Annotated in this window: 26 protein-coding genes and 1 pseudogene; 11 read left to right on the top strand and 16 right to left on the bottom strand. The window is 34.5% G+C overall.

The window, feature by feature from the left end; genetic code table 11:
- Positions 1–104 precede the first annotated feature (104 nt).
- From EKQ63_RS07025 to EKQ63_RS06990, 9 genes are all read right to left on the bottom strand, one after another.
- Positions 105–1,046 carry a hypothetical protein gene (locus tag EKQ63_RS07025; RefSeq protein ID WP_143880907.1) on the bottom strand — a complete coding sequence of 314 codons (942 nt, stop codon included), beginning with the start codon at positions 1,044–1,046 and terminating at the stop codon, positions 105–107.
- 947 nt (positions 1,047–1,993) lie between these two features.
- Positions 1,994–2,260, bottom strand: a complete 267-nt coding sequence (locus EKQ63_RS07020; protein ID WP_087951592.1) for a CPCC family cysteine-rich protein — start codon at positions 2,258–2,260, stop codon at positions 1,994–1,996.
- A gap of 4 nt (positions 2,261–2,264) precedes the next feature.
- A complete protein-coding gene (locus EKQ63_RS07015) occupies positions 2,265–2,690 on the bottom strand; it encodes a hypothetical protein (protein ID WP_142940637.1) in 426 nt (141 codons plus the stop codon).
- Between the two features lie 95 nt (positions 2,691–2,785).
- Positions 2,786–4,237, bottom strand: a complete 1,452-nt coding sequence (locus EKQ63_RS07010; protein WP_143881759.1) for a PH domain-containing protein — start codon at positions 4,235–4,237, stop codon at positions 2,786–2,788.
- On the bottom strand, positions 4,230–4,706 hold the full coding sequence (locus EKQ63_RS07005) for a PH domain-containing protein (protein WP_087995560.1): 477 nt from the start codon (positions 4,704–4,706) through the stop codon (positions 4,230–4,232). The genes EKQ63_RS07010 and EKQ63_RS07005 overlap by 8 nt, the downstream gene beginning before the upstream one ends.
- A gap of 83 nt (positions 4,707–4,789) precedes the next feature.
- Positions 4,790–4,960: a hypothetical protein gene (locus EKQ63_RS29840; protein WP_176364518.1), complete on the bottom strand. Its 171-nt coding sequence runs from the start codon at positions 4,958–4,960 to the stop codon at positions 4,790–4,792.
- Between the two features lie 2 nt (positions 4,961–4,962).
- Positions 4,963–5,544 (bottom strand): TetR/AcrR family transcriptional regulator, encoded by a 582-nt coding sequence (locus tag EKQ63_RS07000; RefSeq protein ID WP_087995556.1) that lies wholly within the window; start codon positions 5,542–5,544, stop codon positions 4,963–4,965.
- 200 nt (positions 5,545–5,744) lie between these two features.
- Positions 5,745–6,041, bottom strand: a complete 297-nt coding sequence (locus EKQ63_RS06995) for a hypothetical protein (RefSeq protein ID WP_001137438.1) — start codon at positions 6,039–6,041, stop codon at positions 5,745–5,747.
- Between the two features lie 14 nt (positions 6,042–6,055).
- Complete coding sequence (locus EKQ63_RS06990; RefSeq protein ID WP_088327928.1) at positions 6,056–7,306, bottom strand: lipase family protein; 1,251 nt, start codon at positions 7,304–7,306, stop codon at positions 6,056–6,058.
- Between the two features lie 67 nt (positions 7,307–7,373).
- Between EKQ63_RS06990 and EKQ63_RS06985 the strand changes: the two genes are divergently transcribed.
- The gene (locus tag EKQ63_RS06985; RefSeq protein ID WP_071729444.1) at positions 7,374–7,697 is read left to right on the top strand and encodes a hypothetical protein; all 324 of its coding nucleotides are present in this window, start codon (positions 7,374–7,376) and stop codon (positions 7,695–7,697) included.
- A 55-nt stretch (positions 7,698–7,752) separates the two neighbouring features.
- Here the strand turns inward: EKQ63_RS06985 and EKQ63_RS30675 are convergent.
- Positions 7,753–7,948: pseudogene (locus EKQ63_RS30675) on the bottom strand (hypothetical protein); the annotation flags it as partial.
- 9 nt (positions 7,949–7,957) lie between these two features.
- On the bottom strand, positions 7,958–8,086 hold the full coding sequence (locus EKQ63_RS30455) for a hypothetical protein (protein WP_254918725.1): 129 nt from the start codon (positions 8,084–8,086) through the stop codon (positions 7,958–7,960).
- A gap of 65 nt (positions 8,087–8,151) precedes the next feature.
- On the opposite strand from EKQ63_RS30455, the gene EKQ63_RS06980 reads away from it, so the two are divergent.
- The 4 genes from EKQ63_RS06980 to EKQ63_RS06965 all read left to right on the top strand — a co-directional run bounded on the left by EKQ63_RS06980 (position 8,152) and on the right by EKQ63_RS06965 (position 9,817).
- Entirely contained in the window at positions 8,152–8,481 is a 330-nt protein-coding gene (locus EKQ63_RS06980; protein WP_088327929.1) for a hypothetical protein, read from the top strand.
- A 115-nt stretch (positions 8,482–8,596) separates the two neighbouring features.
- The gene (locus tag EKQ63_RS06975; protein ID WP_088327930.1) at positions 8,597–8,914 is read left to right on the top strand and encodes a DUF1433 domain-containing protein; all 318 of its coding nucleotides are present in this window, start codon (positions 8,597–8,599) and stop codon (positions 8,912–8,914) included.
- A gap of 182 nt (positions 8,915–9,096) precedes the next feature.
- Positions 9,097–9,429, top strand: a complete 333-nt coding sequence (locus tag EKQ63_RS06970; protein ID WP_103627341.1) for a DUF1433 domain-containing protein — start codon at positions 9,097–9,099, stop codon at positions 9,427–9,429.
- 64 nt (positions 9,430–9,493) lie between these two features.
- On the top strand, positions 9,494–9,817 hold the full coding sequence (locus EKQ63_RS06965; RefSeq protein WP_088327931.1) for a hypothetical protein: 324 nt from the start codon (positions 9,494–9,496) through the stop codon (positions 9,815–9,817).
- A 145-nt stretch (positions 9,818–9,962) separates the two neighbouring features.
- Here the strand turns inward: EKQ63_RS06965 and ecsC are convergent, their stop codons facing one another.
- Genes ecsC through ecsA form a run of 3 tightly spaced genes read right to left on the bottom strand, consistent with a single transcriptional unit; the run spans position 9,963 to position 12,631 of the window.
- A complete protein-coding gene (gene ecsC, locus EKQ63_RS06960) occupies positions 9,963–10,670 on the bottom strand; it encodes an ecs operon protein EcsC (RefSeq protein ID WP_000634125.1) in 708 nt (235 codons plus the stop codon).
- A 13-nt stretch (positions 10,671–10,683) separates the two neighbouring features.
- Positions 10,684–11,895 carry an ABC transporter permease EcsB gene (gene ecsB / locus EKQ63_RS06955; protein ID WP_087951581.1) on the bottom strand — a complete coding sequence of 404 codons (1,212 nt, stop codon included), beginning with the start codon at positions 11,893–11,895 and terminating at the stop codon, positions 10,684–10,686.
- A complete protein-coding gene (ecsA, locus tag EKQ63_RS06950) occupies positions 11,888–12,631 on the bottom strand; it encodes an ABC transporter ATP-binding protein EcsA (protein WP_143880906.1) in 744 nt (247 codons plus the stop codon). The genes ecsB and ecsA overlap by 8 nt, the downstream gene beginning before the upstream one ends.
- A gap of 560 nt (positions 12,632–13,191) precedes the next feature.
- Here ecsA and EKQ63_RS06945 point away from each other — a divergent pair.
- The 3 genes from EKQ63_RS06945 to EKQ63_RS06935 all read left to right on the top strand — a co-directional run bounded on the left by EKQ63_RS06945 (position 13,192) and on the right by EKQ63_RS06935 (position 15,023).
- Positions 13,192–13,626, top strand: a complete 435-nt coding sequence (locus tag EKQ63_RS06945; protein ID WP_001016840.1) for an HIT family protein — start codon at positions 13,192–13,194, stop codon at positions 13,624–13,626.
- A 178-nt stretch (positions 13,627–13,804) separates the two neighbouring features.
- Entirely contained in the window at positions 13,805–14,167 is a 363-nt protein-coding gene (locus EKQ63_RS06940; protein ID WP_000030301.1) for a YtxH domain-containing protein, read from the top strand.
- A gap of 298 nt (positions 14,168–14,465) precedes the next feature.
- The gene (locus EKQ63_RS06935; RefSeq protein WP_000834918.1) at positions 14,466–15,023 is read left to right on the top strand and encodes an HTH-type transcriptional regulator Hpr; all 558 of its coding nucleotides are present in this window, start codon (positions 14,466–14,468) and stop codon (positions 15,021–15,023) included.
- Between the two features lie 5 nt (positions 15,024–15,028).
- On the opposite strand, the gene EKQ63_RS06930 is transcribed toward EKQ63_RS06935, so the two are convergent.
- A complete protein-coding gene (locus tag EKQ63_RS06930; RefSeq protein ID WP_000383660.1) occupies positions 15,029–15,364 on the bottom strand; it encodes a DUF1878 family protein in 336 nt (111 codons plus the stop codon).
- Between the two features lie 118 nt (positions 15,365–15,482).
- On the opposite strand from EKQ63_RS06930, the gene EKQ63_RS06925 reads away from it, so the two are divergent.
- Positions 15,483–15,677 (top strand): hypothetical protein, encoded by a 195-nt coding sequence (locus EKQ63_RS06925; RefSeq protein WP_000172692.1) that lies wholly within the window; start codon positions 15,483–15,485, stop codon positions 15,675–15,677.
- A gap of 425 nt (positions 15,678–16,102) precedes the next feature.
- The gene (gene prsA / locus EKQ63_RS06920) at positions 16,103–16,969 is read left to right on the top strand and encodes a peptidylprolyl isomerase PrsA (protein WP_071723759.1); all 867 of its coding nucleotides are present in this window, start codon (positions 16,103–16,105) and stop codon (positions 16,967–16,969) included.
- Positions 16,970–17,051: 82 nt separating this feature from the next.
- Here prsA and EKQ63_RS06915 read toward each other — a convergent pair whose 3' ends face one another.
- On the bottom strand, positions 17,052–17,297 hold the full coding sequence (locus tag EKQ63_RS06915) for a cytoplasmic protein (protein ID WP_143880905.1): 246 nt from the start codon (positions 17,295–17,297) through the stop codon (positions 17,052–17,054).
- A gap of 279 nt (positions 17,298–17,576) precedes the next feature.
- Between EKQ63_RS06915 and helD the strand changes: the two genes are divergently transcribed.
- Complete coding sequence (helD, locus tag EKQ63_RS06910) at positions 17,577–19,910, top strand: RNA polymerase recycling motor HelD (RefSeq protein WP_143880904.1); 2,334 nt, start codon at positions 17,577–17,579, stop codon at positions 19,908–19,910.
- Positions 19,911–19,954 lie beyond the last annotated feature (44 nt).

The raw sequence follows: 19,954 nt of genomic DNA, 5'->3' as shown, positions 1-19,954 counted from the left end.
GTCTTCCTTTGTGTTTTTATTTGCATCTAGTACTTTTGCTAGATGCTTTTTTTTATATTAAAAAAGGTACCCTCAATTACTTTGAGGATACCTTTTTCATCAATTTAGTGCATTTCAATAATTGTACCATCTTCGAATACTTTAAATACACCAGTAAATCCTGGTCCACCTGCACCTTCTATTTTATATGTCGTATGCACTCTAATTTGATAATATTTCTTTCCATTCTCTACTTGCGTATTCTCTAGTGTGTAATCATAGTCTTCTTTATATTCATTTTTAATATATGCTTTAGCTTTCTCAAAAGTAAATGTATCTTGAGTCTTTCCTGTTTCTACCTTTTTATTATTTTCTGTCGCTACTTTTTGAGTCTTGTCTGCTTCTACTTTTTTATTATTTTCTGTCGCTACTTTTTGAGTCTTGTCTGCTTCTACTTTTTTATTACTCTCTGTTGCTACCTTTTGATTCGTTACTACATTTGTTTTTTGTGCCTTCGCTGCTTCACTCTTTGCATTTTTTTCTTCTTCATTAATTTTAGTAACTAATTCTACCGCTTTTTTATTATATTCTTCAAGGTTCTTGTTACCTTTTGTTTCTGCAACTAGTTTATTTACTATCTCTTTCGCTTCTGCATAATTTTTCTTACTTATTAACTCTTCACTTTTCGTCAGTTGCTCGCTATACTTCTTTTTTTGTTCTAAGATGGCTAGTAATGCTGTTCGTTCTTCCTTTGCTTGTTTTACAAGCGTAGTATTTCCATTCTGCATGTTCTCTACTTTTTCAAATGACTTGATTGATTCTTCTACCTTTGATTCTTCTTTTAACTTCACTGCTTCAATCATTACTTTTGTTTGTTCTACAAGCATCTTTGCATCCGAATCGTCTTTTTTCTCATCTAGCGCTTTTTCAAATGATGATAAGGCATTTTTATATTCTTTATTCGTTAACGCGGTCTTTCCTTCATCCATTGCTTTGTCAAAATTCCCATTACTACATCCAGCTAACATTAAAAATGTAAGTCCAATTACCATTAATAACTTTTTCATTTTTTCTCCTCCTATATATCCCTAAAACGATAACAGCATATGTATAAAAGTCTGTGTAGTAATTAGACTGAAAGTAAAGATGTACTTTGTGTGTGGGAAAGGAAGTACATTTCATTTACTATCATTGCTTAAAACTCCTAAGTAGTTGGTAGTTGGTTTTCTTCTTCTTTTAAAGACAGAAAGGAATTTTAATAATGTGCGCAAAGTTCTCACCAGGCTCTTTACTACACACACTCTTATACACATAGAAAAACTATTTTTAGGTTGCTATTTTTTTAACTTTACATATTCTCGGTTGTTTTGCTACGAACCTCATTTCGTAACATACCGAAAAACAAAAGAAAACAAACCGTAATATAAGTTACGGTTTGTAACTTTCCTGTAACAAAAATGTAACATAAGGTTTTTAAATATACAATAGTTTTTTTTACATTATTTTCCCCCGTCTATATTTTCAGGCAACAATCAGGTTCCAATCCTTAATGTAAATAAGGATTCTTCATAAAAGTATATAGATATCTCTCCTCATTATCATCAAGTTGAAAAATAAACAGTACTCTGAAACAAAAATCCCTTACGCTAAGCAAAGTTAAATAAAAAAGCCAACTTCTTTACATTAAAAGAAATTGACCTTTTATTTTATTCACGTTAATGCCTATGTATTAAAAAATTTATTTATTAGTCTCAAAAAACTACAAACAACCGTTTATGAAACATTCCTAACGTATCGTAAATCCAAGTTTTTAATGAAATAATCCCTTAGCGTTTGACATTAACAAAAAAGCCTACTAATTAAAGTAGACTTACAATAATGCTGTATACATTTTACACTTAAAGATTTTTTAAGCGTATCAAATTAATAGTTTGTCAGTTCATTTTCAGGAGTTTGAATAATAACAGGATTTTTCCCTGGATCAATCCATCTTAAAATATCAATAACATTTTGTTTAACAAATTTGCTTCCAACTAGCATCCTTCACATCTTCACTAGTCGGCTTTCTAACTGATCCAACAAAACATTCCTCGCAAGCACCAAATACAATGAAATTTTTCTGTGCTTGTCTTAAAGAGACTTCATTCGCCCCGCCTTCATAGTCAGGATCGTTAAACTGAACCCCATCATCTTCCCAATAACATATATTACAAATTCCATATGTACCTGGTGGTTCTTCTTCTATTGTTTTATATCCGCAGCATGGACATGTATGTTTCATTTTGTCACTCCATTATCAACTTTTTCTCCCATATATTCCGACTCACAAAGAATGTAACAGCGTAAATCACAGTTATCCCCATGAAAAAATTATTAGAATCTTCATATGTAGTTGGAATCCCTACCGTTACGAAAACGATACTAAAAGCTAAAAGTACATATAATAATAAAGATATAATATAGCTCAATTTAAATCGTAAAATGATACCTCTAAACAATAGCTCACCAAGAAGACATCCACCTAAAATAATAGGTACTCCGAAATACAATGTAAGGACTCCCATTTGCGAAGTAGATTGAATTACCTTTCCAATTATGTTCGGCGACGTCCCCTCATTAAAATTTTCTATCCTATCATATAAATCAAGTGCCGTTACTGAAATAAAAAAACTATATATAGAAAATGAATACGGAATTAAAAATTTGCTCACTCTCATTCACCTCACTTTTTCCCTTCCCCATATATTATTCATTATTTTCACATGAAAAAACAGCCCGCCTTCCGCAAAAGACGAGCCTTTTCAAATTAATTCTCACTTATTCTCTTCTTATACCAATCCTGCATTCTCTCCGCATCTTCTACTCTCGTATGCTCTAATTTATAATCCGATGATGCGTTAGAGAACTTATACGTACATAGATTTGCACGGCGCTGGAAATATGATTGTGTCTTTTCCATCGATTGGACGTGTCTTCTTCTAACAAGCCCTGTATATTTTCCGACGCTGCGATATACAAGCGTAATTTGCTCTCCATTTACACTGTAACCATTTGTTTTAAATGTTGCATATCCAAGTGTAAAGATGAGGATTGCGAGCGGTAGTAATGACCACATGATGAAGTACTTTTCAGAGTATATACTTATTCCAATAAGCGGGATTGCTAGCATTGCGAAGAAAATGAAACTATCAATGAGATAGCGGCGTAATGCTGTTTTTGGTAATGAAATAATATTTGTATTCAGTTCGTATGGTAATTGTAAATGCGCGAGTAACTGTTGCACGCGATCTTTTCGAATGATTGGGTGCAGTGTAACCTTTTCTTTTTCGTCACCCATTCCTTTACTTTGAATAACTTCTACTTGCACAGCACAATAACCAAATGGCTGACGTAAAATACTTTCTTTTATCCTAATACCTTGAATACGGTGCAATTTTAGGACGAGTTCTTTTTTCTCAAGTAATCCTTGTGAAATGCGAACTTCATCATTTCTTCGATTCACTGTGAAATCTCCATGTTTTAGCGCATAACCGATTGTAGATATAATCCACGAAAGGACGATCAAAATGGCTACCATGAAAATCCAGCCATATATATCATGTTCCATTACATACGACTTTACGCCATTCTCTATCCATTTCGGAATGTACTCATCTACTTGGTGGTACACGAAAAAGATTAATGAGAATAATAGTCCAAACTGACCTGATGTAACAGATGCTAATAAAATTTCTTTCCAAGTCAATTTATACTCTGTCGATTGTTTTTCCTCTGTAACAATTTCGTTTTCTACTGTATTTTCTACTGCTTCGTCTAACGTTTCTTCTGCTTTCACTTCTGGAGTTGGCTCATTTAGCATTGCAATAAGCTCTGTTGCCTCTTCTACTGTAATACCAGCTAAGCTAACTTCTGCATCATCGCCTCCGCCAGCTGTTTCAATCTGAATTTTCTTTAAACCAAGCATTTGATATAACACGTTTGAACTTGTATTAATCGTTTGAACACGTTCTTTATTTAAGTAACTCTCCTTTTTCACGAAGAGCCCTTGTTTCACATGTAATACGTTATTTTCAACCCAATATGTTGTGTAATACCACTTTTCAAACACTGAAAAGATAGTAAGTAAACCGAATGCAGCGGGAATTAAATACCAAAACGGGAACTTTCCGTTTAAACTAAACATGAAAATAAAGAGTGGTATAAAATCTGTTATTTTTAATTCTAATAACATCGTGATTGGATGCTGCCTCTTATACATCCTCATCACTCACTTTCGCCAATTCTGCGATTTTCGTTTTCAACATTTCTGCTTCATACATCGTTAAGCCTGGGATGCTATGAGAAGTTGCCGCTGTTGAAATGTGCAATTCTGCTAAGCCATATTTTCTCATAATTGGTCCTTGTTCAATCGTAACGTGCTGTACACGAATCATCGGTACTAATACGCGCTTTACGACGAAAAGACCGTGCTGAATTTCAAGTTCTTCTTCATTTAATTGATAACTGTAATAACGTTGGCGTAGTTGCGGGAATAAAAAGTACGAAAATGGTGCGAACACAACTGTTAGCCCAATCATCACATACAAAATCCACGCCCACCAATCAAACTTTATCATGAGGAAAAGGTAAGCTAAAATGACAAGAATACCGATCCCTTCTTCAATTACAGCACGAACTTTCCACACCTTGACCATGTCAGGGTGAATTTCATTTTTCAATGGCTCCATGTAACCACTCCAAATCTAGTAATCTAATATATGAATACTCTCAATCTATATTTTACATAACTTTACATAAAATTGAAATTTTATTATTTATCCTCTTTCTTCTCAGGAATAAAATACCCGAACCAAAGTAGCCAAATGAAACCGATTAACTTCATCCAATTTCCATCCGCTTGAAAAGCTTCTATCATGCCTGGAATTTTATACACCCCAATAAACCCAAGAAAACCGAGCCACCAGTTTTTTTGCATTTTCATCTTTACTCCTCCTTCATGACGTTTTTCACATTCCGAATCCAAATTTCTTTATACTTTAACTGGAATCCCATGAGCATGTAGTTGCTCATATTATCGATCACGAGCGCTAACGTATGAGCATTTTCTTCCGTTGCCTGTTGTGACACAACGTCAAGTTCCACACCTTTCTTCAATAAATCGTGGAAACCATTTAAAAACTCTTCCTGTATTTCAAATAAACGTTTCTGATACTTTTCATTTCGCGTCGCAGTTACGATAAATTCATTTATAACACGCAGTATTCCTTCTTGTCCTTCATACTCAGAGAGCATATGTAAACCATCTGTGATTAACTTTTCTGCAAAATTTTCTTTCGTATATTGCTCTTTATCAAAATAACTCACGAAATGATACCCAGAAAAAATTTCTTCAAATAAAAAGTCCACTAACGCTTCTTTAGAAGAAAAATGATAATAAATAGCCGGTTTTGAAATACCTACCTCTTTCGCAATCATGGAAAGGCTCATCTTCTCAATGCCGTGCTCTGCCATAAGTTTAAATGACGCCTCTACAATGTTTTGCGATGTTTGTAAATTCTTTGTCATACTGTACCTCACTTATTTTTACTTACCGGTCGGTAAATAAATTGTAAAATAAAAAATTATCGTTTGCAAGTTGGATTCAAAACTACATATTACTTTCTCCATTCACTTTATGAATCAGAATCATATTCTTCCATAATTACTATAGTAATCTTTCAGCCAATTAAACTACAAAAAGCACCTTTGCGAGTGCTTCTTGTAATTTAATATTTAGGCCCCATGTAATCATAACTTTGATCTAACGCTTTTAATAAATCAATCGCACCCTTTAACTCTCTTTTATCAGACTCTAATTCTTCCATTCTTCTTTCAATATCTTTTTTGAAAGATTCTAAATCGCTAATGGCTTTTTTTCCTACTCCAAGTTGAGACCAGCTTGATAAGAGTAAATTATGTACATTACTTACAACCCTTTTATTATGGTTTAAATCTTGAATCATATGGTCAAATTGTTGTAAAGCTTGGCTCAATACTTCTTCATTTAAGTAAATTCTCGGCATCCTAACCTTCTCCCTTAATATTGTTGATCCGTCTTCTTATAATCATCGGCTTTCTTCTCAATAAACTCTGAAATTTCCGTCGCTGTTCGTATGTACCAAAAACTTAAATGCTCTACATGTGCGCGTATATTATTTACTTTAGCTTCTACCCGTCTACTTTCAGCCGTTTCTAATAATGTCATCATATTAGAAATTAACCTTGGTACTCTATCTTGAAATTCTTGTGCGTTTCGCTTCATATCTCTTACAGCTTGTTCTAGATTCTCTACAACTACACGAATTTCTCCCCCGCCTAATAACTTACCAGGTGAATCATATACTCTTTCTCCTGTATCTAAATTCAAAAGATAGGAACTCGACAAATTTCCATCTTTACCCATCTTAAAATACTTATTATTTTGATAATGAAATCCAGGTTTATCTTTTACGGAGTCCAAAAAGCGATTAGCTTCAAACAATAATCTTTGTTCCAATGGTAATTTAGAAAGGTCTTCTTTCGTAACAGGTGGTGTAACAGCATAAGTTGAACCTATATGACCATCATATGGACCAAAAGGACCATAACCGATTGAATCTGATCCGTGAACAATCGAAACAATTCTACCTTTAAATTCTCCATTATTAGCTCTTTCTTGTAAATCAGGCGGTAACAAATGTTTTGCACTCGGTGCATTCCATGACATACACCTTACATTGTCATTAGATGCCGCTGCATATTCCGCTAAAGCTCCCCCTAATGAATGCCCCGTCGTATATATCTCCACATCATCCCTGCCCTTATATGTATCCGTTACTTGTTTCATGACCCTTTCAGCTTGTTCAAATTGATTATGTGTTTCCCAGCGCTGATTCTCTTCATTCCAATATTTCTTTGAACCTTCATTCTCAGTCCCTGCTACTGGAGGTGCTGCTGGTTCATGAACACCTTCTCGTAATACAAAATGATTCGTATCCGTTTTTAAATCCTTCATACCTTCCCCTGGCTTCATCGGAATGCCTAAAGAGTTTTTCTCTATAATTTTATCCCCTTCTGTTCCTCGGAAAGCTACCATAACTTGCTTTTTCCCATCCACATCTCGTTCAAAGACTACTGCGTCCATTCCGGTTTGTTTGTCATGGAACGTCTCGCTCACTTCCCATTTTTGTAAAGGATTACCTTTGTTGTCGGTGACCTCAATACTGTTTCCTAACTTCTCATCATCACGATAAGCAAACCTTGACATTTGATAATAACTAGAATCTAAAACTTTATCATTTTCATTCAAAACATTTCCCCTCCCAGATAATTTAATATATTCTAAATATAGAATAACATTAATGGAGGGATTTTGATTGAAAAAAAATGGTATAAGATTATTCATTATCCTTACACTTATACTTTTAGGAGGATGCAGTATGAATAATAAAACAAATGAAGAAAAAGAAATAGTAGCAAAGGCAGAAGAGGTAACCATTAAATATTTTAAAGAAAGAGAGGAGCTAGATGTAGTAATTACAGGACATGAGTTCTCCCCCAATGATTTTCAAACTGTTTTTATAGATGGACATGTTAAAGGAGATAAAAGCAAAACGTTTGGAGTAGGTGTAGAATATGGGGGTGGAGAGTATAATATAAGTTCTAGATCATACTCTAAAAATCTAAAATTAAAAGAATAATCATTAGACACTCACTAGAGTGTCTTTTTTACGTAAAATATTTTAGCATATGAATTTCTTTCTTAACAAAATAATTTGTATCTGTTTTTAAATCCTTCATACCTTCCCTATCTTCATCAGAACACCTAAAGAGTTTTTCTCTATAAATTTATCTCATTCTGTCCCCCAGAAAGCTATCATAACTTGCTTTTCCCCATTCACATCTCGTACAAAGACGACTGCGCCTATTCCAATTTATCATGGAATGTTCCTCCCTTTTCCTATGTTTGTAAACTTCGACCATCTTCATTGATAATAACAACTTCTTCTTCAATATCTTTATCAGATTTATACGTTGTGTCTGCTAATTGATAGAAAGTAGAATCTAAAACTTCATTTTTGTTACTCAAAACATTTTTCTCCTACAACATTTGATATATTCTTATAATTAAGATAACATTTACGGAGGATAAATATGGATATTACAATCAAAAAAATTAGTTTTTTTCTATTCTTTATATTTATTTTAAGTATTTTAGGGGGATGTACGATGGATCAAAAAAATGAAGAGCAACAAATAGTTGAAAAGGCACAAGAAAGGACAATCCAATACTTCAAAGAAAAACAAGACTTAGATGTAGTAATCACTGATTATAGATTTGGTCCAAGTGATTTACAAGGTATCTTTATCTCCGGCTATATAAAAAATGATGAAAGCAAAACATTTAATATTACAATAGAATACGGTGGAGATGAATATACAATAGGTTCTATCCCTACAAGTGAAAATTTACATTTAAAATAATAAAGAAAAGGCACTCTTTTAAAGTGCCTTTTCTTTATACCTCACCACACAATGTTCTGTCGATATAAAATTTAGTAAAGAGAAATATAACACAACATTTATGGAGTGATTATTCATGAAAAAATACGGTATAAGATTATTCTTTATCTTTACACTTATCCTTTTAGGGGGATGTACGATAAATCAAAAGAATGAGGAACAACAAATCATTAATAAAGCAACAGAAACTACAATTCAATATTTTAAAGAAAAAGAAAATCTAGACGTAGTGATTACTAAACATCAATTTGCCCCGAAGGACTTTCAAAGTGTTTGGATTTCAGGACATGTGAAAGATGATAAAAATAAAACATTCCCGGCAGATGTTGAATACGCTAATGATTATCACATCGGTTCCATTTCCACATCTGAAGGTTTTGATTTAAAACAATAAATCTAACGGTTTCACTTTAACATAACTATTTAAGTTTGTTTCTTTCATTCAGGAGTGTCCCTTATAAGAAAGAAAAACTAAAAAACACCCGCTACCAGAAAAAGTGAGTGCTTTTTTCACTAAAAACCTTCCTTCTATCACGATATTTTATATAATCAAGATGTCATTATTGGAGGATAAATATGAATATTACAATCAAAAAAATTAGTTTTTTTCTATTCTTTATATTTATTTTAAGTATTTTAGGGGGATGTACGATAGATCAAAAGAATGAGGAACAACAAATCATTAATAAAGCTAAAGAAGAAACCATTAAATACTTCAAGGAGGAGGAAAACGTAGATGTAACTATTACTAAATATAAATTCACTCCAAATGATCTGCAAACAATTTTTATATCTGGTTATGTAACGGATGACAAAAACAAAGAATTTAGTGTTGCAGTTGAATACGCTAATAACTATCATATCAGTACCATTTCAACCACGAAAAATTTTGAACTAAAACACGATTAGTTAATGATTCGTTTTATATTATTTCTTTATAAAAAATAATATAAAGAAATTTAAGGAGATAAATATGGATCAATCAAAAAAGAAAAGGATTATAATTTTAATCATTTTAGCAATTATATTTTTAGCCATAGGTTGTACTACATCCTTTATTCACGATAGAAATATAACAAAAGAAAAAGCTGCTACAGCTGCCATAGAACATATTAAGAAAAAAGAAAATATTGATGTTATAGTGACTAAAGTTGATATCAGGCCTGCCGTTAGTGGTGGTATGATTCGAGTTTCTGGTCATGTAAAAGACCAGAAAAACAGAAAATTCTTTGTTTCAATTAGTAAACGGCAAAATTATTCAGTTGTTGGATGGGGATTAGATCATCTAGATTCATAATTACCTTATTACATGTCAACTACCTCCACCACTAATTTCAGCCTAAAACGCTAAAAAGACAATCTGAATTATACCTTCTTCTTTTCAAGCATTAATCATTAAAACAAAAAAGCATCCTAAATCACACATTTAGGATGCTTTCTTTTTAATCCTTATTCAACAATCGCATACGATAACAATTCATCGTTACTTCTCCAAGTCTTTGCAGTAATTGATAGTTCGCATATGCACCGACCGGGGCACCGATTATTGGTACGAGCTGAAGCATTTTCGCTAAATCGATATAGTCTCGGTACTCTGTTTGGAACTTTTCCCAGTCCATATGATTTTCTTCTTCTGTGTCCCATGTTTCGATTGCTTTCCATATTTCTTTTCGGTGGTCGTCACTTGAAAAGGCAAGTTGGAAAACGTGAAGGATAAAAAGGCGCTCTTCTTTGTCACTCGTATCAAATCCGTACAATGTTGCTGCATCGAATAAAAATTTAATTTTAATGCCGAGCAACAGCGGAAAGTCAGCAAGGCCAAGGAGAATACCACCTGCTCCCGTCCCAGCCCCTTCTGCCGCTGCTATTTTTTTGTACTCATCCATTTTTTTACGTACTTCATCATCTCGTCTTTGTAACGACCAGTTCGTCTCTTTTAATTTCGGCTTTATAAAGTTTGATCCGGCACTAATTGTTTGCACCATCATCCGAATCGTTTCTGTTAATACTTTTTGTACTTTCGCCGGAATAAGCTGTTGTACTTTCGTCTGCACTTTCTTTGAGAACCGTGTCATCATAGAAGAATCTTTCATGAATGTAGCTTTCCACTGCTCCAGTTCTTTTATAACCTTTTCTTCATATGTAATCATAGGTTCATTCCCTTCAATTTAAACGCTCAATACGTTTTGCCCCGTATTGATAAACGAAACCGATACTAAATACTATGCTTACGACTAGTAAAATTCCCGTCATCATGAAATCTTTCGTAGCAAGTGCAAATATAATTGTAAATATAACGCTACCTGTAATAAGAATTGCATTTAATAAAGTAAGAAAATCTTTTTTCTTCGCTTCTCCGCCTACTGGGTACAAATCAAGCCAAATTTTCATGCGGTGATGTTTCCATAAAGTTAATAGCTGATAACCGATTAAGTATAGGAAGATAAGACTTACGATAAATCGTCCATATAAAAACGGAATAAAGTAAAGAATAACTCCGCCAAGAGCGAGCAGGCGCACATATAAGCCAAAATAGTTACCAGATCTTAAGAAAGTTCTCGTATATAAGTATAAATAGGTACGCTTTTCGCCTATCATCGACAGAATGACATCAAGCCATTTTCTGCGTGCTACTCTCTCTTTTAATGCTGGTACATCAACGAACATATTCGCGATGCGGTACAGCAGCATCATCTTTTTACCTTCTTCAGAAATTAAATACTCCCAGTTCAGCGGCTTTCCCTTCACCATTTGATGCATGATAACGAGGTATAACACCATGAGAAGAACGATTCCGCTAATAAACATAACGGAAGTACGTTCTACAAGGAAATACACAAATAAGGCGTTTAAAATAAATCGAATGAACCAATCGGCTCTTTGTATATTTTGGTCTGTTAAGAATGATTTTTCCCACGCGCCGAATAAATTCCACGCTTTTACAATGATAAACGCGATTACAATCCATATGTAAGCCGCTCCTGTTTGTTTCATTTGCTGGAAGTATAACGGGGCAAGCGCTGCTGCTACGATTGCGATTATGTATAACTGAATCATAAACGTAAAAAGAAATGCCTTTGTGAAGTACGGTTTTAACTTTTCTTCAACTGGCAGCAAGTAAACGAGATCTGCTTCTTTTAACAACGTTTGAATTGATCCGGTCGTTAATACGAGCCCAAGCAACACTGCCATAACGAGGGCCGTCGGAAACGAAGGTGTTAACGTTTGTAACCATTGCTGGTAATAATACGCTCCTGCGCCGATGATGAATACGAAAATAAATTTTAAATGATCATTAAATACGTATTTACTATATGTACGAACTTCTTGTAGAAAGTGACGAAATCGTTCTTTCCATAACGCTGTGCTATTCATAATCTTCTTCCTTCGTTAATGCAATATAAATATCATCTAACGTTGCACCCGGCATATGAAACTGTAATTGCAGCTCAGATAATGTTCCCTTCGCTCTTACTTCGCCTTGATGCAGAATAATGAATGAATCACAATAACGCTCTGCCGTCGCTAAAATATGTGTACTCATTAAAATACCTGCACCGCTCTTTTTCATTTGATCCATCATTTGAAGGAGTGATTGGATGGCTAACGGATCAAGCCCAACGAACGGTTCGTCCACAATGTAAAGAGATGGCTCCACTAAAAATGCACTCATAATCATTACTTTTTGTTTCATCCCTTTTGAGAAATGAGACGGAAACCACTTCAAACGATTTTTCATACGAAATTCTTGTAATAATTGTCCTACACGTTCTTCATATTGTTTTTCATCTACACCGTAAACCATCGCTGTTAACTTCAAATGTTCTTCTAGCGTTAGCTCATCATATAATACTGGTGTTTCTGGGATGAACGAAAAACTAGAACGGTACGCTGTCATATCGTCACGAATTGTTTTCCCATTAATTGTGACAGTTCCTTTTTTCGGTTCCATTAAACCGATAATATGTTTAATCGTCGTACTTTTACCCGCTCCATTTAAACCGATTAAGCCGACAAGTTCGCCTTTATTAACAGAGAACGAAACATCTTTTAATACAGGTCGTTTCGTATATCCTCCTGTAACATTTTCTACACGCAATAACTCGCTCATACGACACCACTTTCTTCATTTATATTCGTTCTATATTTATCTTACCAAAAATTACGCTGTACTACATAGTATCGATGCGTTCAAAAAAATTTTAAATTTGTTCGCATATATTATTACGAAAGCGGACATCATAATTATTGAAGAAGGAACACATTGAAAAAGCGACCACCTATTGATGAGTACAACAACATAGTGAAGTCATCATGAAATGGGGTGTCCATGTTGGACAAAGAAATTTACACATAACCAGATTATTTGTTTCATTTTCGAAACGGGGTGTCTCTGAAAGAGCATATACTGTTTTAAAAAATAAACAATTTCATTTTATAAAAGATTGCAATTCATTTCACTTGAAAATGGGGTGTCTACGGCAGAAACTTTAGCCGATTTACCGTGCATTTCTTAAATAAATGAGGTGTCTGCGAAACGTAAATTACGATAATGCTTTTTCAATCCCTCTTCAGAAAACAGGAAGCTGAGTCAGCTTCCTGTTTTTCGTGTTTGTTCTCTTATGTAATTATGGTAAAATACGGCTAAGGATATTTGAAAGGATGAGATCAATGAATCATACAGCGGACAATTGTATTTTTTGTAAAATTATTGATGGGCAAATCCCTTGCTCAAAAGTATACGAAGATGAACATGTGCTTGCATTTTTAGATATTAGTCAAGTAACAAAAGGACATACTCTTGTTATTCCAAAAGTTCACAAACAAGACATTTTTGCGTTAACGCCAGAAATCGCATCACATATTTTTTCTGTCGTTCCGAAAATCGCAAACGCGATTAAAGCAGAGTTTAATCCAGTTGGCTTTAACCTACTTAACAACAACGGTGAAAAAGCTGGACAAACTGTGTTCCACTTCCACCTTCATTTAATTCCACGCTACGGTGAAAACGATGGTTTCGGTGCTGTTTGGAAATCACATCAGAATGAATACACTATGGAAAATTTACAAAACATCGCAAGTACAATTGCAAATAGCGTGAAATAGTGACACTATAATAAGTAGTCATACATAACAAGCCACTTTCCTAAAGTGATTAAATATGGCACGGCTTGTTTCTCCACTTAAGATACCAGGGACTGCACACTTTCCTTTCCCTCGTCTTAAAGATATGCATATTTTTTCACATCATGAATACGAACAAAAAATAAGGAGGTCTCCTTTTATGTCAAAAGCTAAATCCTTTATTACAGGTGTCATTTGCGGCGGAGCAGTTGCTGGACTAGCTGTTCTTTTCTCAACTCCTTCTTCTGGCAAAGACATGCGCGGTAAGTTAAAAGAAAAAGGAAATGATATTAAAAAGACTTTAGCTGATATTACAGCTGATACAAAATTATTAAAACGTCAAATCGTTGAAACTGCTTCAGAAGGTAAAGAAGTGTTCCAAGAATTAAAAGACGACATGCACGATACACTTTCTAACTGGAAGCAAGATATTTCTCAAAACAAACGACATATTGAACAAGAGATTTTGGACATTCAAAAATCAATTGAGAAACTACAAGAAGCTGTTCCGGAAAAAGCGTAAACAAATTCCTGCTTAGTTTTTTGCATATAACAAATATTTTTTATATAAATTGACCTTAACACGGCATATCACATAGATATGCCGTGTTTTTATGCATTTACAATATATGTTATCACTTAACATGTATGGACAACACATGTATTCACGACTCATAAACCGCTTCCATAGTTATGCATGATTTGTATAGAATGTCATTTTTTTAAAAAATTTTCACAATTCTCACAAAAAGACTTTATTAATTTTTATTTTACTGGCATAATAGATAGTAATGAAAAAGAATGTTAAAGTGGGTGAGTATATGAAAAGTGGAGAAAAAGATTACTCGGTAAAAGAAGCGATGATTTTCAGCCAACGCATTGCTCAATTATCGAAAGCGTTATGGAAATGTGTAGAGAAAGATTGGCAGATGTGGATTAAACCTTATGATTTAAACATTAATGAGCATCATATTTTAACAATCGCTTATCATTTAAAAGGGGCTTCTATTTCTGAGATTGCTAAGTTTGGAGTTATGCACGTATCAACTGCGTTTAACTTCTCGAAAAAGTTGGAAGAACGCGGCTATCTTGTATTCTCGAAAAAAGAAGATGATAAACGAAATACGTACATTGAAATTACAGACAAAGGGGAAGAATTACTACTTCGCTTAATGGAGGAGTATGACCCTGAAAATAATTCAGTGTTTAATGGGGCTCTTGCACTTCGTAATTTTTATGGGAAGTTCCCAGAAAATATCGAACTGATTGCTATCTTGCGTAACATTTACGGACAAGACTTCATCGATATTTTTGAGAAATCATTAGAAGATATTGAAGAGAACTTTACAGAATCCGATCAAAAGTTAGTTAAGAAGTAATCTATTTACTTTTTCGCAATCATGCTTAAGAATTCATTCATAAGCGGTTTGAATAAACCTTGTTTTGCTAGCGCTTCCGCAGTTTCGTGTACTTCGAGCTGATGTGGAAGCGCTTTTTCAAATTGATCTAACAGCGCATCGAACAAAAGAAGTCCTTCTGCTTTCTCCGCTACATATTGTTCGTTCAGCTTTTCACAAAGATGTAGTATACGTTCAACATCTTTTTTACGAGCTTTTTTCTTTATGATCAAAGAATAAAATGGACACTTTTCTTCATCAATCATTTTAAATAGTAGGTCTACGTAGTATTCAGCTTGTTCTAATCTTCTAACAACGTCCATTTTCTCCCTCACTTTCTAACACAAAGTCTTCTATTTCTGAATTTTATAACACGAACAAAATATCGTATGATACAATATATAAAGTATATGTATTTTAGCCAAAAGGAGGTCTCGCCTCATGACACTTATAACAGTTGTTTTTGTCGCATTCGCACTTCTTGTTATATTTTACACGAATTTCATGACACATACACTGTGTGAACGAAAACAAATATCTGCGAGCCGCCAACCCGGTGTCTTTCGGGTTATTAATGTATGTATAACAATTTTATTAATTTCTAGTTATATAGAAATTATATTTCATGGAAAGTGAGGAAGGAAAGCCCCTTCCTCACTTTTTTCCTCTATAAGCAAATTATACCTACTATAACCAATAAAATAAACAGTACAAGTAATAAAATAAGTTGAGAATTCATCCCCATCCCCTCCTCTTTTCTGTATATGCGGCATATGCCCATTACGGTACACCTTCAAAATCTGACACGTACTGGTTAATTTTTCTTTATCAATATGAAAACACGTCGAAATATGATATATTAAATTTTGTACATATTGCTTATACTATGAAATAAATGACACGCATCTTAACTTTATCCTAAAGCCTCGGTAAGCCCTGTTAAGCGCGCTTTACCAATATAAAAAGCAAAAGTATCAGTGAGACTTAATCGGGCTCTTATGAACTAAAATTCATCGGTATAGGATAAATTAAAAATACATAATAGTAGGAGTGTTTATTGAATGAAGAAAGCTATGCTTGCCTTAGCCGCAACAAGTGTAATCGCATTATCAGCATGTGGAACATCATCATCATCAGACAAAGTTGTTACTTCTAAAGCTGGTGACATTACAAAAGAAGATTTCTACACGCAAATGAAACAACAATATGGTAAACAAGTACTAAACAACATGGTTATGGAAAAAGTACTTATTAAAAACTACAAAGTCGAAGACAAAGATGTAGACAAAAAGTTCGATGAAATGAAAAAACAATACGGTGATCAATTCGATACACTATTAAAACAACAAGGTATTAAAGAAGAAACTATAAAAAATGGTGTGCGTGCTCAATTAGCGCAAGAAAAAGCTATCGAGAAAACAATCACTGATAAAGAATTAAAAGACAACTACAAGCCTGAAATTAAAGCAAGCCACATTCTTGTAAAAGATGAAGCAACTGCGAAAAAGGTAAAAGAAGAACTTGGACAAGGTAAATCTTTCGAAGAGTTAGCAAAACAATACTCTGAAGATACTGGTTCAAAAGAAAAAGGTGGAGACTTAGGATTCTTCGGACCTGGTAAAATGGTTAAAGAATTCGAAGAGGCTGCTTACAAGCTGAAAAAAGATGAAGTAAGCGAACCTGTGAAATCACAATTCGGTTACCATATCATTAAAGTAACAGACATTAAAGAGCCAGAAAAATCATTCGAACAATCTAAAGCTGACATCAAAAAAGAAATCGTTCAGAAGAAAGCACAAGATGGCGAATTCATGAACGACCTTATGATGAAAGAAATCAAAAAAGCTGACGTAAAAGTTGACGATAAAGATTTGAAAGATCTTTTCGAAGAGAAGAAAACTGACGCTAAAAAAGAAGAAAAGAAATAATGAAATAAAAAGCTCGGGCTTAGGCCCGAGCTTTTTTATGTATCCTCTTCGTTAACGAAAGTTTATTTTTTCATTCGTTTAACTAAAACCATCTTTTATGCATTTTACTTAAAAACATTTCTGTAATTTTAAATCCAGAACTTTCGCCTATAATAGAGTCAATCCCGCAATGCGGACAAACTGCTGTGTTATCATCATCCCACCACTCTGTAATTTTTTCTGGATGGAAAATTTCTAAACAATAGAAACAACCACATATAACACCCTTTTCTAAGCGCTTTCTATTACGAGAACAAAATCGATGTGCTTCCTCAAAATACTTTTGCATCAGTATCCCCCTATTCCTGATTTTCTTCTTTGCTTTACTTACATTCTCCTCAATAAAATTGCAATTCTCCCTTAAAGAAAAACACAAAAAAACCTCGATCCACGCCACACGGAATCAAGGTTTAGCTTATTATCATTGATTAAATTCAAAAACTATGTTAAATTAGTACAGAAACACGTTTCCTAAAACAAAAAGAACGTATTTATCCGTATCTTAATTGTACACCAAAACACATCTTCAGTCAACCTCTATTTTTCACTTTTAAAGGAGTGCTACCGTATGAACAAAAAACTTGATCAAGAGCAAAAACGATTAGATACCGTAATCGAAACGATTACGCAGCAAATGGATAAACTGGAAAACGAAACTGGCAGACGCCGGGCAGAAGTAATCCATATTCGTAAACACTTTTGGGATGATGTGAAAGTGAATACTGATACTTTTGATGATTATCTTGAAACAGTTATCAACTTAAGACAACAAGCTCAGTCACTAGCTGTCACACAAATTACTCATAAGCACACCTTTAATCGACTTGCCGCATTAAGACGCATGCATAAAGCACCTTATTTCGGACGGATTGATTTCAAAGAAGAAGGAGAATCCGCTGCAGAGCAAATTTATATCGGCGTTGCTACACTTACTGATGCTAGCGGAGAAAACTTTCTTATATATGACTGGCGCGCACCCATTTCGAGTGTCTACTACGATTATCCACCAGGACCGGCTGAATACAGTACACCAGGAGGCGTAATTCACGGCAATGTGGAGAAAAAATTACAATACATTATTCAAAATGGCAAGATTGATTCTATGTTCGATACGAGCCTTACAATTGGCGATGAAATCCTACAACAAGCACTCGGAAAAGGTACAAACAAACATATGCAAAGTATCGTCGCTACAATTCAGCGCGAGCAAAATGAAATTATTCGTCACGATGAAGGCCGACTTCTTATCGTGCAAGGAGCTGCTGGTAGCGGTAAAACGTCCGCTGCGCTGCAACGAATCGCCTACTTACTATATAAATATCGCGAATGGCTAAAAGCAGATCAAATTATTCTCTTCTCCCCTAACTCTATGTTCAATAGCTACGTATCTAACGTACTACCTGAACTCGGCGAAGAAAATATGCAGCAAGTGACATTCCAAGAATATTTAAATCATAGACTAAGTAAGTCATTTGACGTGGAAGATCCATACGAGCAATTAGAATATATGCTCACTGAAACAAATAGCCCTATCTATAAAACGAGAAATGCAAGCATTCGCTTTAAAGCATCTACTCAATTTTTCGAAATGATTCGAGCGTACAGACAATCTCTTGAATCTTCAGGTATGCTATTTAGAGGAATGAAGTTTAGAGGAAAGCTAATTGTCTCTGCGAAAGAAATTACAGAGCAATTTTATAATACTGACTCCTCCCTCCGCTTCCATAGCCGAATTGAGAAGTTAACGGATTGGCTAAATAAGCAAATAGATGCACTTGAAAAAGCAGAACTGAAAAAGCCTTGGGTAGAAGAAGAAATCGAACTACTTAGTAAAGATGAATATCAAAAGGCTTATAAATATTTACAGAAAAAAGGCGAGTTTGACGACAACTCCTTTAACGATTTTGAGAAAGAGGCGAAAGTACTTGGACGTATGATTGTCCGTAAAAAATTGAAGCCACTTCGTAAAGGTGTTCAAACATTGCGCTTTATCAATTTCACAGGTATATATAAACAACTATTCACAGATGCATCATGGGTTACGGGAGAAAAATCGAAAGACTGGGATGACATTTGCTCATTAACGGTGAACATGTTAGATGAAGGAAAGCTATATTACGAGGACGCAACTCCATTTTTACTTTTAAAAGAGTTAATTGAAGGCTTCCAAACAAATAGATCGATTAAGCACGTACTCGTAGACGAAGCGCAAGATTATTCACCATTTCAGTTCGAGTTTTTAAAACGTCTCTTCCCTGCTGCAAGAATGACTGTACTTGGAGACTTTAACCAAGCAATATTTGCCCATGCAAGTGAAGCAGTGAATTTCAATACGCTCACTAGCTTATACGGACCAGATGAAACGAACGGTATTAACTTAACTCGTAGCTACCGCTCAACAAAACCGATTATTGAATTTACACGGGCTCTCGTACCGGAAGGAAAAAACATTCACGCATTTGAACGTGACGGTGAGAAACCTACAGTGACGAAAGTATCGAATGATAGCGAACTGCACGAACATATTACTGCCAAAGTTGCTGAACTACAAACAGAGCAGTACAATACGATCGCAATTATATGTAAATCTGCAGCTGAAAGTGCCGCTGCATACGAAGCGCTTAGTCATATCGAGAATATTAAACTCGTGAAGAGTAACTCAGCTGAGTATGAGCAAGGCATCGTCGTGATCCCCGCTTACTTAGCGAAAGGTATCGAATTTGATGCTGTTATTATTTACAATGCTTCTAAAGATGTATACAGCGATGAGAGCGTTCGTAGATTATTCTACACTGCTTGTACGCGTGCAATGCATGAATTACAACTTTATAGCGTTGGCGAGGTTAGTCCTTTTATTCTTGAGGCTGATTCGGAGAGTTTTGAGCTTATTACAACACCTTGATAACAATCAAGGTGTTTTCTTTTTTATGCAGGACTTACACCTTT

Source organism: Bacillus sp. BD59S, assembly GCF_007363175.1.
GTDB classification, from domain to species: domain Bacteria; phylum Bacillota; class Bacilli; order Bacillales; family Bacillaceae_G; genus Bacillus_A; species Bacillus_A pacificus.
This window is presented reverse-complemented; position numbering and strand designations above follow the sequence as displayed.